The 12,737-nt window shown below is 58.9% G+C and carries 14 protein-coding genes; 5 read left to right on the top strand and 9 right to left on the bottom strand.

Features of this window, described 5'->3' with window-relative positions:
• The first annotated feature begins 78 nt into the window (after positions 1-78).
• A complete protein-coding gene (locus tag D3Z90_RS07400; protein WP_136475126.1) occupies positions 79-801 on the top strand; it encodes a 1-acyl-sn-glycerol-3-phosphate acyltransferase in 723 nt (240 codons plus the stop codon).
• Between the two features lie 65 nt (positions 802-866).
• On the top strand, positions 867-1,838 hold the full coding sequence (locus D3Z90_RS07395) for a magnesium and cobalt transport protein CorA (RefSeq protein ID WP_136475125.1): 972 nt from the start codon (positions 867-869) through the stop codon (positions 1,836-1,838).
• On the opposite strand, the gene D3Z90_RS07390 is transcribed toward D3Z90_RS07395, so the two are convergent.
• Entirely contained in the window at positions 1,816-2,553 is a 738-nt protein-coding gene (locus D3Z90_RS07390; RefSeq protein WP_136475124.1) for an amidotransferase, read from the bottom strand. The genes D3Z90_RS07395 and D3Z90_RS07390 overlap by 23 nt on opposite strands.
• A 527-nt stretch (positions 2,554-3,080) precedes the next feature.
• Between D3Z90_RS07390 and D3Z90_RS07385 the strand changes: the two genes are divergently transcribed.
• Positions 3,081-3,884 carry a cytochrome c gene (locus D3Z90_RS07385; protein WP_136475123.1) on the top strand — a complete coding sequence of 268 codons (804 nt, stop codon included), beginning with the start codon at positions 3,081-3,083 and terminating at the stop codon, positions 3,882-3,884.
• A gap of 3 nt (positions 3,885-3,887) precedes the next feature.
• Here D3Z90_RS07385 and D3Z90_RS07380 read toward each other — a convergent pair whose 3' ends face one another.
• The 6 genes from D3Z90_RS07380 to D3Z90_RS07355 all read right to left on the bottom strand — a co-directional run bounded on the left by D3Z90_RS07380 (position 3,888) and on the right by D3Z90_RS07355 (position 10,194).
• Positions 3,888-4,685 (bottom strand): transglutaminase family protein, encoded by a 798-nt coding sequence (locus D3Z90_RS07380; RefSeq protein WP_136475122.1) that lies wholly within the window; start codon positions 4,683-4,685, stop codon positions 3,888-3,890.
• Entirely contained in the window at positions 4,682-5,632 is a 951-nt protein-coding gene (locus D3Z90_RS07375; RefSeq protein ID WP_136475121.1) for an alpha-E domain-containing protein, read from the bottom strand. The genes D3Z90_RS07380 and D3Z90_RS07375 overlap by 4 nt, the downstream gene beginning before the upstream one ends.
• Before the next feature lie 3 nt (positions 5,633-5,635).
• On the bottom strand, positions 5,636-7,045 hold the full coding sequence (locus tag D3Z90_RS07370; RefSeq protein WP_136475120.1) for a circularly permuted type 2 ATP-grasp protein: 1,410 nt from the start codon (positions 7,043-7,045) through the stop codon (positions 5,636-5,638).
• Between the two features lie 163 nt (positions 7,046-7,208).
• On the bottom strand, positions 7,209-7,541 hold the full coding sequence (locus D3Z90_RS07365) for a ribonuclease E inhibitor RraB (protein WP_136475119.1): 333 nt from the start codon (positions 7,539-7,541) through the stop codon (positions 7,209-7,211).
• Between the two features lie 185 nt (positions 7,542-7,726).
• Positions 7,727-7,963, bottom strand: a complete 237-nt coding sequence (locus tag D3Z90_RS07360; RefSeq protein ID WP_136475118.1) for a hypothetical protein — start codon at positions 7,961-7,963, stop codon at positions 7,727-7,729.
• 146 nt (positions 7,964-8,109) lie between these two features.
• The gene (locus D3Z90_RS07355; RefSeq protein WP_136475117.1) at positions 8,110-10,194 is read right to left on the bottom strand and encodes an LTA synthase family protein; all 2,085 of its coding nucleotides are present in this window, start codon (positions 10,192-10,194) and stop codon (positions 8,110-8,112) included.
• 214 nt (positions 10,195-10,408) lie between these two features.
• Between D3Z90_RS07355 and D3Z90_RS07350 the strand changes: the two genes are divergently transcribed.
• Entirely contained in the window at positions 10,409-10,882 is a 474-nt protein-coding gene (locus D3Z90_RS07350; protein ID WP_136475116.1) for a methylated-DNA--[protein]-cysteine S-methyltransferase, read from the top strand.
• A 46-nt stretch (positions 10,883-10,928) separates the two neighbouring features.
• On the opposite strand, the gene D3Z90_RS07345 is transcribed toward D3Z90_RS07350, so the two are convergent.
• Positions 10,929-11,132, bottom strand: a complete 204-nt coding sequence (locus D3Z90_RS07345) for a PLDc N-terminal domain-containing protein (protein WP_136475115.1) — start codon at positions 11,130-11,132, stop codon at positions 10,929-10,931.
• A 128-nt stretch (positions 11,133-11,260) separates the two neighbouring features.
• Here D3Z90_RS07345 and D3Z90_RS07340 point away from each other — a divergent pair, with 128 nt between their 5' ends.
• Positions 11,261-12,202, top strand: coding sequence for a ZIP family metal transporter (locus D3Z90_RS07340; RefSeq protein WP_136475114.1), 942 nt, complete (start codon positions 11,261-11,263; stop codon positions 12,200-12,202).
• Here the strand turns inward: D3Z90_RS07340 and D3Z90_RS07335 are convergent.
• Positions 12,199-12,729 carry a hypothetical protein gene (locus D3Z90_RS07335; RefSeq protein WP_136475113.1) on the bottom strand — a complete coding sequence of 177 codons (531 nt, stop codon included), beginning with the start codon at positions 12,727-12,729 and terminating at the stop codon, positions 12,199-12,201. The genes D3Z90_RS07340 and D3Z90_RS07335 overlap by 4 nt on opposite strands.
• Positions 12,730-12,737 lie beyond the last annotated feature (8 nt).

Genomic DNA, 12,737 nt, shown 5'->3' with positions numbered 1-12,737 from the left:
CTACGACCGCATTGAGCGTTTGCCCACGCAAGTGCACACCCGTACACTGCGCCGCGTTTGCCAATTGCGAGTCGTAAAATGCTTTTTCTTACACGCATGCTCTTGTTGGGGCTGCATTTTGTTGTGATCGGCGTGGTCGGTGTATTGATTGGCCTGTGCCGGCCATTCAATCCGGACAACAGCCGAATTTTCGCCCGTCTCTACGGCCTGCCAGCCACCTGGCTGATGCGCCTGGATGTAAAGGCGGAGGTCGGCCCGTTGTTCGACCAGCCTCCCGGCTGTGTGATCGTTGCCAACCACCAATCCAACCATGACTTGTTCGTGCTGGGGCATGTGGTGCCGCCACGTACCGTGTGCATCGGCAAAAAGAGCCTGAAGTGGGTTCCGCTGTTCGGTCAACTGTTCTGGCTGGGCGGCAATGTGCTGATCGATCGCGGCAACGCCTACCATGCGCGGCGCGCCATGCAGACCACTACGCGCACCTTGCGTGAAGATGACACCTCGATCTGGGTGTTTCCCGAAGGCACCCGCAATGCTGGCGAGCAGTTGATACCATTCAAGAAAGGCGCCTTCCACATGGCCGTGGAAGCCGGCGTGCCGATCGTGCCGGTGTGCGTCAGTCGCTACGCCTACCGACTGAACCTGAACAGCTGGCGGCGCAGCAAAGTTATCATCCGCTCCCTGCCCCCGATTCCCACCAGCGGCCTGACCCAACAGGATGTACCTGCTCTGGCTGAACAATGCCGCATGCAGATGCAACGCTGCATCGATCTGATGGAAGTGGAATTGCATCAGGCCTGAACGGTTGCTCAATTCTGCGGGGCAGACCAAGCTACTGGCACGGTCATCAGAATAAGCGAGCTACCATGGGACGCGTCGTTGCGGCGGCGGTATACAGCGCCGGCAGAAAAGTCACCAATATCAGTATCGATGAAGGCAGCCTGTGGGCCAGCAAGCCTGGCCACTTCGTCTGGATAGGGCTGGAAGAACCCAACGCCCAGGAACTCGCCAACCTGCAATGCCAGTTCAACCTGCATGAACTGGCCATTGAAGATGCCTTGGAAAAGCACAGCCGGCCAAAGCTGGAAACCTTTGGCGACGCACTGTTCATCGTCACTTATTCACCCGTACGCCACGAAGGCAAACTGGAATTCATCGAAACCCACATCTTTGCCGGTAATGGCTACATCATTACCTGCCGCAACGGTCACTCCAAATCCTATGCCCTGGTCCGCCAGCGCTGCGAGGCACGACCATTGCTGCTAGAGCATGGCGAAGACTTCGTGTTGTATGCCCTGCTCGACTTTGTCACCGAAAACTATCAACCGGTCAGCGAAGCCATTCATGGCGAAATCGAAGAGCTGGAACAGAGCGTGCTCAGCAATTCGCTCCAGGAAGATGATATCCGCCGCCTGCACAGCCTGCGTCGTGACCTGTTGCGTCTGCGCCGCTACGTGGCACCGATGGTGGAGATCAGTGAAGAACTGCAACGCCTGGCCTTCCCGTTCATCGACAAGAACATGCGCCCGTATTTTCGCGATGTGCAGATTCACGTCACCCGGCAGATGGAAGACCTGACCGGGATTCGCGACATTGCCAGCCAGACCATCGAGATCGGCATGCTGCTGGAGTCATCACGCCAAAGCATCGTGCAACGCAAGTTCGCCGCCTGGGCGGCGATCCTGGCATTTCCCACCGCCGTGGCAGGTATCTACGGGATGAACTTCCAGAACATGCCGGAGCTTAGCTGGCATTACGGCTACTTTGCCGTACTGGGCGGAATCGTCGTGGGGTGCACGGCGCTATTTGCCAGCTTCAAGCGCTCAGGCTGGCTTTAGCCAGTTGTTGGTGCGCAACGAAGCGCAGCATCCATTCGCCGACCAAGCCACCCTGGTGCTCTTGCGTCAGGCTGGCCACCGCTTTCTGGTAGACCTCCTGGCCCAGGCTCTGCTGGCGCAGGTCCAGCAGCGCCCGCGAATAGTCGTGGACGAACTCCGGATGGCCCTGGAAGCACAGCACCTGATCAGCGATATGGTAGGCCGCATACGGACAGAAATCGCTGGAAGCGATAACCGTGGCGTTGGCCGGCAATTCAGTGACCTGGTCCTGATGGCTGATCAGCAAGGTCAGCTCGGAGACGGTCGGGTCCATCCAGGGGGCCTTGCCCGCCAACTGATAGCGATGCACACCCAGGCCCCAACCTTGGGCTGAGCGTGCAGTCTTACCGCCCAGCACCAATGCCAGCACCTGATGCCCGAAACACACACCCAGCAACTTGTCGCCCCGGTTATAGCGCGCGAGCAAATAAGCCTTCAGGGTTTCAATCCACGGATCGGTGCCGAAAGAGTCGGCTTTGCTACCCGTTACAAGGTACGCGTCAAACACTTGGTCATCGGCGGGATAGTCGCCATTCATCACGTTGAACACGTCAAACTCGGCCGCAATCGGCTGACTTGCGAACAACTGCTCGAACATCCGTCCGTAGCCCTGATATTGATCGACCAACTCGGGTCGCAGGACGTCGGTTTCCAGGATGCAGATGCGTAGCGACATAAAAATAGTCCTGAACGACAAAGGCGGGATTGCCCCCTAAAGCCTGCCCCGAATAAGGCTTGTAAGCAAGTATGATGCGCTGACGAACGGTCATTTTTAACGCACCTGGGTGCAGAACCTTTGCAAGCGTCTAGCAGGGGGATAGTTACTAGATGGCATAAGGCCTCATAGCAAAATATTCAGGGCTAGCTATATATAAATACGAAAGCGTTCTAAAACATGGGTGACGTTGACCCTAAGGTTAGAGGTATACCCAATAACAGAGGTTCGCGTCTGGACGTCAAACCGCATTAACCATGTTTGCCGGATCGACGACAAGGAAGCCACTGGGCACTCAGGAATAACAACAAGAAGGCGGTCAGCCATGTTCAAACAACATAAAGTACGTCAAGCCGGGCTCATTTTATTCGCCACCACCTTACTGCTGATTGTGCCGAACCTGTCACGCCTGTTCGGTTGAACGGCACTATGGCTCTCTACAGCCCTGCGCGGGTACTCTGCCAGCCCTGACCTGCTGGAGCGTACCCATGCGCCATTACCTGATCCTTTGCCTATTGCTGCTCGGCTTGCCCGTGCAGGCGGCCGAACTCGTGCTGGAGCTGGCAAAAGGCAGCCAGCACTGGCAAACCGCACAGTTGCTGGCCCACCCCAAAGCCGAGGACATTCAGGTCGACAACGACGTCTCCTACAAAAAAACAATGCATTACCGCGCCGTACCTCTGGCGGTCTTGCTTGAAGGCATCGCGCCGGAGGATCACCTTCAGGCCGTGGCCGATGATGGCTTTGCCGCAGAGATGCCAGCAGCCCCCTTACTCAAGAACGGCCCAGCCCGGGCCTGGCTTGCGGTTGAAGACCCGGCCAAACCCTGGCCTGCACTGGGCGCAGGCAAACACAGCGCCGGCCCGTTCTACCTGGTATGGACCAACCCGCAAGCAGGCGGCATCAGCCCTGAGCAATGGCCCTTCCAGGTTGCCAGCATTCGGCGCCTGGCACCCGTTGCGCAACGTTTCCCGGCCTTGCTACCGGATGCTCGACTGGCCAGCGACGACGCTATCAACCGTGGTTTTGCCCTGTTCCAGAAAAACTGCCTGGCCTGTCACCGCCTAAATGGCGCTGGCGACGCACAGTTCGGTCCGGACCTGAACCTGCCGCACAACCCTACCGAATACTTCCAGCCAGCCTTCCTGCGCAGTTACATTCGCGATCCGCAAAGCCTGCGACGCTGGCCACAGGCAAAAATGCCCGGTTTCAGTGCTGACGTGCTCAGCGATCCGCAGCTCGATGACCTGCTTGCCTACCTTACGCACATGGCCTCGCGCAAACAGCCGTGAGGCTTATTGCTGTTGAGCGCTCAGGCCGGGCAGCACCAGAACCTTGGCGTGCATCTGCTCGAAACCGCCACCACGACGCATGCCTCGAACCGGACAGGCATCGAGGTAGTCCAGGCCAACCGCAAGCTTGAGATGGCGCTCGGGCCTGGCCAGTTGATTGGTGACATCGAAGCTGTACCAGGCACCGTCCAGCCAGGCTTCAGCCCAGGCATGGCTGGCCATTTCCTGGTTTTGACTGTCAAACAGGTAACCCGACACATATCGCGCCGGCACGCCCAGGCTGCGCACGCAGGCAAGAAAGGCGTGAGTGTGGTCCTGGCAGACACCAGCGCCTGCGGCAAACGCCTGGGCGGCGCTGGTATCGACTGCGGTGCTGCCGGGGCGGTAGGCCATGTGCTGGTTAAGGGCACCCATCAATTCGATCAACGCCGAACGATCACGTCGTTTGCGGCAAAGTTGGCTGGCGAAAGCACGCAAGGCTTCGTCAGGCTCGGTCAGGCGGGTAAAGCGCAGAAAGGGCAACGGTGATTGCGCATCATGTTCGGTTTCACAGGTTTCATCGATTTCCACCAGACCACGCGCACTGATAAACAGATCCGAATGCGGCTCTTCCAGGCTCAACACATGGAGGATATTGCCGAACGGATCTCGCTGCGCCCGCACCGGCCGTGGCAAGTCCAATTGCCAGCTCAATACGTGCTGACGGTCACTGTCACTGGGCGTCAAGCGTAGGTACTGGATGCTGGTGCGCACCTGATCTTCATAGTGGTACGCGGTTTCGTGACTAATGGTCAGTCTCATACGGCCTCCAGGTAAGCGCTTTGGATGGCATTGCCCAACTGACGTACCAGCGGAATGTACTGGGTCAGCCAGGGGTGCAAGCCTTCGGCGAGAATTTCATCGATGCCGGTGTAGCGCAGCCGCGCATCCACCTCGGCGGCCAGGCGCTGAGCCGCACGACCATTGCTGCCCGGCAAACTGGCCAGGATCAGATCGATTTCCTCAGTACAGGCCCGCAGTGAGCGCGGCACATCGGCGCGCAACAGCAACAGCTCAGCCACATGGCGGGCTGCCGGTGCGTCGCGATAAATCTCGGTGTAGGCCTCGAATGAAGACAGCGCCCGCAACAAGGCACTCCACTGGTAATAACCACGGGCCGAGCTGTCACTGACTGCCTCGGCTTCATCGCCGAGCATTTCGTAGCGGGCATCGAGCAGGCGCAAAGTGTTGTCGGCACGCTCGATGAAGGTGCCCAGGCGAATGAATCGGAAGGCATCGTTGCGCATGATGGTGCCGTAGGTTGCACCACGAAACAGGTGCGAGCGTTCCTTTATCCACTCACAAAAGCGGCTCAAGCCGTAGCGGCCCAGGCCTTGCTCAGCAATACCGCGAATCTCCAGCCAGGTGGCGTTGATGTTTTCCCACATGTCAGCGGTTATCCGCCCGCGTACCGCATGGGCGCTGGCGCGGGCCGCCCCCAGACAGCTGTAGATACTTGCCGGGTTATCTGGGTCCAGGGCAAAAAAGTGCAACAAGCGCTCGGCATGCAACTGCCCGTGACGCTCAAGATAATCATCCAGGGTGCCAGTGATCAGCAGTGGCATGGCCACTTCTTCCAGGCCGTCGCCGCGACCGTCCTGCGGCATCAGCGACAGGGAGTAACTGACATCGAGCATCCGTGCGAGGTTTTCCGCTCGCTCCAGGTAGCGCGACATCCAGTACAAATCTGAGGCAGTTCTACTCAACATGGCTTAATCCTCGACCACCCAGGTGTCCTTGGTACCGCCGCCCTGAGACGAGTTGACCACCAGCGAGCCTTCACGCAGCGCCACCCGCGTCAGGCCGCCGGGCACCACCCGGGTTTCGCGGCCAGACAGTACAAACGGGCGTAAATCGATGTGTCGAGGGGCGATGCCGTTTTCAACAAAGGTCGGACAGGTGGACAGCGACAGGGTTGGCTGGGCGATATAGGCCGCAGGGCGCGCCTTGATCCTGGCGGCAAACGCTTCGATTTCGGCCCGCGTCGCCGCCGGCCCCACCAGCATGCCGTAGCCACCCGAGCCCTGGGTTTCCTTGACCACCAGCTCAGGCAGGTGCGCCAGCACATGGGACAGCTCTGCGGGTTTGCGGCACTGCCAGGTCGGGACGTTCTTGAGGATCGGCTCCTCATCCAGATAGAAACGAATCATGTCGGTGACATAGGGATAGACCGATTTATCGTCGGCCACCCCAGTGCCGATGGCGTTGGCCAACACCACGTTGCCGCAGCGATAGGCCGAAAGCAGCCCTGGCACGCCGAGCAGCGAATCAGGATTGAACGCCAGGGGATCGAGGAAAGCATCATCCAGGCGCCGATAGATCACATCCACCGCCTTGGGGCCATCGGTGGTGCGCATGAACACGCGCTCATCGCGCACGAACAAGTCGGCACCTTCCACCAGTTCGACGCCCATCTCCCGCGCCAGGAAGGCGTGCTCGAAAAAAGCACTATTGAAGCGCCCAGGGGTCAGCACGACCACGCTGGGGTCATCCAGGGGGCTGGCGCTTTTCAGGGTGTCGAGCAACAGATTGGGGTAGTGGTCGATAGGCGCGATGCGCTGGGCGGCGAACAGCTCAGGGAACAACCGCATCATCATCTTGCGGTCTTCGAGCATGTAGCTGACGCCGCTAGGGGTACGCAAATTATCTTCGAGCACGTAATAGCTGCCATCGCCATCACGGACCAGATCGATACCCGAAATGTGCGAGTAGATATCGCGGTGCAGGTCCAGCCCCTGCATAGCCAATTGGTACTGATCGTTGGCCAGCACCTGCTCTGCGGGAACGATTCCAGCGCGGATAATGCGCTGGTCGTGGTAAAGGTCGGCCAGGAACAGGTTCAGGGCCTTGACCCGTTGAATGCAGCCACGCTCGACCATGCGCCATTCGCTGGCCGGAATACTGCGTGGAATGGTGTCGAACGGAATCAGGCGCTCGGTACCCTGCTCGTCGCCATAAAGGGTGAAGGTAATACCGGCGCGATGGAACAGCAGATCGGCTTCGCGCCGACGCTGCGCCAGCAATTCCGGCGGGGTGTCGGCCAACCAGCGGGCGAACTCCCGGTAATGAGGACGGACCAGGCCGTCAGCGCTATACATCTCATCGTAAAAGGTGCGGATCATGCCGAACTCCTTGTCACCCGTGCACCCAGGCCATCGCAAGCCTCGTGCCAGCGGCATTAATCCTTTAATTTCAACAGGTTGTATTTTGAATAAAGAACGGTTGCACCAGATGCGTGCAACCGTTCGATCACGTTGGTAGGCGACGCTTCATTGCGAAGCGTTGTCAGGCCAGCTGGCGTTCCTGTTTCACGCCCCAGCCTTCGATTTCACCATCCAGGGGAGCTATCAACGCTTCGAAGTCCTGTTCGAATTCGTCAATGCCGCCATAGGTGGCGTACATCACCTTGCTTAACTCCAAATGCCAGGCGCCATCGTCACGCTCATGGATCTGAGCGCTGAGCGACTCCCCACGAAACTGTCCTGCTGCCCGTCGTGCCCGTGCCTCATCGGGAAAAACCGCGTAGAACTCAATGGGATGAATCTGGGCGAAGTTAAAGCCACCCTCTTTCATCTGACGCAGCACTGTGCTGCTGATGTCCTCGTATTGGCTGCTCATGAATCGTCCTCCTAACTACCGATGGATAGACTTTCAGTGCAAAACGCACCTGCCCGCGACACAAATCGTGCGGGGGCAATTCGAGCTGATGCATGACGTGGATCGGCAAGTCCGGGCAGCCAAAAAAACGGCCCGACCTTGATTGCAGCGTAGCGCGAAGTTGCCAAGCGCGCCAACTAGAGGGCTCAAGGCGCCTCGCTAATCGACGTTATCTCCACCCCACTCTGCTCTTTCAGCCATTTGGCAGTGGGCATGGAGGCGCGATCCTGGAAATCATTGAGGTCCAGCTCATCCATGACCGGATACAGATGGGCGCGTATCAGCCGCGCCGCCTCCTCGATACCAGGTTCCTGCTCGGACATGAATGGCAGCGAGGTGCGCTCGCCCTTCTGGTCAACAAAGGTAATGACCCATGCTTTCATTGGACTCTCCTCTGCATCGACACTCCAGGTAAATCTGCCTACTTCACGTTGACCGCGTCGAGTGAAAAAAATTTTAGACAAAGGTTCCAGCGGCCATAAAAAAAGAGGCCCGAAGACCCCTTTCTTAGTGCGGCACGGACAATGTGTTACTCAGGTGTACCGTGGACAACGCCTGCAGTGTTATCCAGCAAGCTCTTGGTGGCTGTCTGGATAAACGACTCAAGCTTGTGGGTCAGGTCCTGTTGATCCGGGCTTTCGATCAGTTCGGCCTTGAAATTTGCCCCCAGCTCATAGCGATACATGCGCGGTGACATGTCCTTGGATTCGATGAGGATACGATCCCCCTTCACCAGGCCAACAATCTGCTCGCTGCCCGAAGGCTTGATCATGCCGAAGCCCTGATCGCCAGCCGGCAGGTTGAGCAAGTCACGGCCCCAGCATTGGTGACGGGTTTCACCACCCAGGCGGCCCATGATGGTCGGCACGATGTCGATCTGCGTGCCGACGGTGTGGTTGACCGCACCGAACTTTTCCTGGATGCCCGGCGCAATCAGCAGCAGCGGCACGTTGAAGCGGCCCAGATCCAGCTCGGTCACTTGCTGGTGGTTGCCAAAACCATGGTCACCCACAATCACGAACAGGGTCTCGTTGAAGTACGGCTCTTTGCGTGCCTTCTCGAAGAACTGACCCAGGGCCCAGTCCGAGTAACGCATTGCAGTCAGGTGCTGATCCAGGCGCCCCTGGCCGGTGACGGGCTCCACCGGCAATTGCGCAGGCAACGCGTACGGCGTGTGGTTGGACAGGGTCTGCAGCAATGCATAGAACGGCTTCTTGCCGTAGTTTTTGGCCAGCTCTTCGGCGCCACGGTCGAACATGTCCTGGTCGGACACACCCCAGGTAGGGTCGGAGAACACCGGATTGACGAAATCATTGCGACCAATAAACGTGGTCATGCCCTGATTGCCGAAGAACCCCGACTGGTTGTCCCAGGCGAAATCGCCGTTGTAGACATACACGTCGTCGTAATCACGCGCACTGAGCAGCGCTGGCAGGCCAGACAGCTTGTGACCGCCTTCGGGCGTCTGCATCAGGTATTCGAACCCTGGCAGGTTCGGGTAACAGGCCATGGTGGCGAACATACCCTGGTGGGTATGGGTGCCGTTGGAGAAGAAGCGGTCGAACAACAGCCCTTCTTTGGCCAGCTTGTCGAAGTACGGGGTGATGTTGTTCGGGCTGCCCAGCGCGCCAACCGAGTGGCCGGCGAAGCTTTCCATGAGGATCACCACAACGTTCTTGATCGGCAGGGTGTTGGCGGTTGGTGGGGTGAAATCACGGCGCACGGCTGCGCTGTCGGCATCGACCAGCTTGTCGTTGTCGGTCAGCAGCATGTCACGCACCGTCTGGGTTGCCAGGGTTTGCTCGATGGTTGATTTCCAGACATTGGCGCGGTCTTCACCGAAACGGCTCTTGGCCGCATCGATCAAGGTCAGGGTGCCATTGAGGCCCAACTGATTGACGAAGTTCGAATCGGTGGTGAAGGCATCCCCCCAACGCATGGGTGGGCCCTGACGCAGCGTGCCGCGCGCGGCGATTACCGCCACCAGCAGGATCATGAAGAACACCACACCACGCACATACCATGGCGCAACGGCGCGCGTGTTTGCGGTTTGATTCTGATAGGCGCCACGCGGACGGGTCAGGCGGTCGATGCCTTTGAACAGCAAGCTCAGCAACCAGGTACCAAAGGCCCAGGCCAACAGGTAGCGCACCACCGGGAAGCCGTACCAGAGCATACTCAGTACGGTTTTCGGATCTTCCTTCACATACTGGAACACCAGGCCGTTCAGGCGTTGATGGAACTCGCGATAGAAGTCCAGCTCCATCAGGCCGAGGAACATGACAATGCTCGAGGCCAGGGTCAGCCAGATCCGGAACAGACCGCGGGCAGCCATGGCCCGGGCACTGAGAACGGCCAACAGCAGTGGAATGCTCAGATAAACGACAACCCGCAGGTCAAACCGCAGGCCATTGAGGAAACCCTCGGCCACGGTCGACATCGGTGTGTCACCGATCATGTCGCTGTTATAGATCAGCAGAGCCAGGCGCACCAGGCTGAGCATGACCATGATCACCAGGCCACACAGCAAGGTGTAGGCCAGGTGCGATGTTAGCGTCGGTTGCAGCGGGCGCGACGCAGCCCGCTGATCACTCAAGGCGTCCGTGTTAGCCATGGATTGGAAGATCCCTAGGATTCAGATTCAAAGAAGGCAAAAAAAGCGAATCGGCAAATGTGCACTAAACCCAAGTCCAATGCACGGCCATTCGGCGAACGGATAATTGCGCGCGCGAATTCTCCATAATCGAATGTGAAAATTTCGTTGAGTGACACGCCGGGTAACGACTTGCGGTAAGGTAGCGAGTACTTCATCGCCCAGGCGTCATGCCATGTATTACCGCTATCAGCCCAGCCCGCTTGGCCCACTCTTGCTCGCGGGGGACGAACAGGGCCTGCATCTGATTCACATGGATGCTGCCCAGCCATGGGCGCTTTCAAGTGCCTGGCAACCCGCGCATAGCCAGCTCGATGCGGTAAGCCGTCAGTTGGACGAATACTTCGCCGGCAAACGAGAAGCGTTCGATGTACAGCTGGCACCCATGGGTACTGCTTTTCAGCGAGAAGTGTGGCAAGCCTTGCAGCGCATCCCTTACGGCACGACCTGCAGCTATGCAACCCTTGCTCAGCGAATCGGCCGGCCCCGCGCCATCCGCGCCGTCGGTACCGCCAATGGCGCCAACCCCATCTCGATCATCGTGCCCTGCCATCGCGTGATTGGCAGCAATGGCACCCTGACCGGCTATGCCGGTGGCGTGGAGCGCAAGCAGCAATTGCTCGAGCTTGAAGGGGCGTGGCTCATCTGATTCTGCAGTGCCCCGCTGCCACTGGGGAGGGGGCATCTCTGCAAGTCTATCGTGGGGAAAACCCACTGCTGCCGCCGCGCGGCCCGGCAATGGCCCAGATGATCAGGCCGAGCACCGGCAGCAACAGTATCAACAGGATCCAGAGGATTTTTGCGCCCAAACCCGCGCCACTCTTGAGCACGTTGATGATCGCCCAGATATCCAGTGCCAGGATTATCAGGCCCACCAGGCCATTGAATGTAGATCCCATGCTCTTGCTCCTTTGGTCGAGACTGCCCAAAGGATAGCTGGCTATGACGCCCATAGACGCTAATGGTTGGCTGCCAGGCATCGGCACTGGTTAAACTTGGGGCATTGACCCGTTTCAGTGAGGTATCTATGCCATCAGCCCACAGCTCCAGCAGCCCCGCCCCGGCGTCACTCTGGAATGCCTGGCTGCAGCAGGCGCAGTCCAGCCCCTGGCTGAGCGCAGGGTTGGGTTTGAGCCTGCTGGTTGTGCTTGGCTTGCTGATAGCCAGTGCCTGGAACGCCGTACACGGCGATCACCAGGAAAACCTGCACATGGCCATGCTCGGCGGCCTGGCAGGCTTTGCCGCCACCGCCCTGGGAGCGATGATGGCGGTGGTACTGCGCGAAGTCAGCACCCGCAATCAGGATGTGATGCTCGGCTTCGCCGCCGGCATGATGCTCGCCGCCAGCTCGTTTTCATTGATTCTGCCGGGCCTGGATGCGGCACGAGAAATTACCGGCAATGGTCCCTACGCGGCGTTGACGGTGGTGGTCGGCATGGGGCTCGGGGTGTTGCTGATGCTTGGCCTGGACCGCTTCACCCCGCACGAACACGAAAGCACGGGGCCTTGCGGCCCGCAGGCCGATCGGATCAACCGGGTATGGCTGTTTGTGCTGGCAATCACCCTGCACAACTTGCCTGAAGGCATGGCCATTGGTGTCAGCTTCGCTACGGGTGATTTGAATGTGGGCCTGCCGCTTACCAGCGCCATCGCCATTCAGGACATCCCCGAAGGCCTGGCGGTGGCGCTGGCCTTGCGCGCCACAGGGCTTTCAACCCTCAAGGCCGCATTGGTGGCAGTCGGTTCCGGCCTGATGGAGCCGATTGGTGCAGTGATCGGCCTGGGTATTTCCACCGGGTTTGCCATTGCCTACCCCGTGAGCATGGGCCTGGCAGCCGGCGCGATGATCTTTGTGGTGTCCCACGAAGTCATTCCGGAAACCCACCGCAATGGCCACCAGACCTCGGCGACCCTTGGCTTGATGGGCGGCTTCGCGGTAATGATGTTCCTCGATACCGCCCTGGGTTAAACGTGTACAGCCACCCGCAGCGCTTCCAGTGATGGCGCTGCGGCAATACCGACTTCGGCGCACAGTTCGAGCACCCGCGGCAGGTCATTGGCGCCGACCAGCACCAACTGCAGTTCATCATCCAGTAACTGACTGAAGTTCATCAGCACATAGCCGCCGGCTTCTTTGTTCATCGCCCCCATTTGCACCTGGATCCGGTTGAGCGCGGTCAAGGGTTCGACCTTAGCCAATTGCTTGGGCTTGAGGTTGAAGGCCACGCTCTTGTCGAAAGAATCGACAATCTGCGCGAACAGGTCCTGGTAGCTATCGGCCTGGAACAGCACGGTGTCTGGCAAGCTGCCAACGACCATCCACTCTCCGAGTGGGATCGGAAAGCTGTCGTCGTAGTTGATATCTGGATTGTTGGCGAGGAAGGCTTGTGGGTCGGCATAGGCCTGGGACGCTTCTTCGGCAATGCGCTCGATATCGTCTTCGCGCATGCAGCCGGCGCTGATTTTGCCGATGAGTTCGACCAGTTGGGTTTTCATGAAGGGGC

It is taken from the genome of Pseudomonas sp. DG56-2, assembly GCF_004803755.1.
Classification (GTDB): Bacteria; Pseudomonadota; Gammaproteobacteria; order Pseudomonadales; family Pseudomonadaceae; genus Aquipseudomonas; species Aquipseudomonas auratipiscis.
This window is presented reverse-complemented; position numbering and strand designations above follow the sequence as displayed.

Coding starts and splice junctions, on each gene's coding strand:
- D3Z90_RS07400 (WP_136475126.1), top strand. CDS start 79: ATGCTTTTTCTTACACGCATGCTCTTGTTGGGGCTGCATTTTGTTGTG.
- D3Z90_RS07395 (WP_136475125.1), top strand. CDS start 867: ATGGGACGCGTCGTTGCGGCGGCGGTATACAGCGCCGGCAGAAAAGTC.
- D3Z90_RS07390 (WP_136475124.1), bottom strand. CDS start 2,553: ATGTCGCTACGCATCTGCATCCTGGAAACCGACGTCCTGCGACCCGAG.
- D3Z90_RS07385 (WP_136475123.1), top strand. CDS start 3,081: ATGCGCCATTACCTGATCCTTTGCCTATTGCTGCTCGGCTTGCCCGTG.
- D3Z90_RS07380 (WP_136475122.1), bottom strand. CDS start 4,685: ATGAGACTGACCATTAGTCACGAAACCGCGTACCACTATGAAGATCAG.
- D3Z90_RS07375 (WP_136475121.1), bottom strand. CDS start 5,632: ATGTTGAGTAGAACTGCCTCAGATTTGTACTGGATGTCGCGCTACCTG.
- D3Z90_RS07370 (WP_136475120.1), bottom strand. CDS start 7,045: ATGATCCGCACCTTTTACGATGAGATGTATAGCGCTGACGGCCTGGTC.
- D3Z90_RS07365 (WP_136475119.1), bottom strand. CDS start 7,541: ATGAGCAGCCAATACGAGGACATCAGCAGCACAGTGCTGCGTCAGATG.
- D3Z90_RS07360 (WP_136475118.1), bottom strand. CDS start 7,963: ATGAAAGCATGGGTCATTACCTTTGTTGACCAGAAGGGCGAGCGCACC.
- D3Z90_RS07355 (WP_136475117.1), bottom strand. CDS start 10,194: ATGGCTAACACGGACGCCTTGAGTGATCAGCGGGCTGCGTCGCGCCCG.
- D3Z90_RS07350 (WP_136475116.1), top strand. CDS start 10,409: ATGTATTACCGCTATCAGCCCAGCCCGCTTGGCCCACTCTTGCTCGCG.
- D3Z90_RS07345 (WP_136475115.1), bottom strand. CDS start 11,132: ATGGGATCTACATTCAATGGCCTGGTGGGCCTGATAATCCTGGCACTG.
- D3Z90_RS07340 (WP_136475114.1), top strand. CDS start 11,261: ATGCCATCAGCCCACAGCTCCAGCAGCCCCGCCCCGGCGTCACTCTGG.
- D3Z90_RS07335 (WP_136475113.1), bottom strand. CDS start 12,729: ATGAAAACCCAACTGGTCGAACTCATCGGCAAAATCAGCGCCGGCTGC.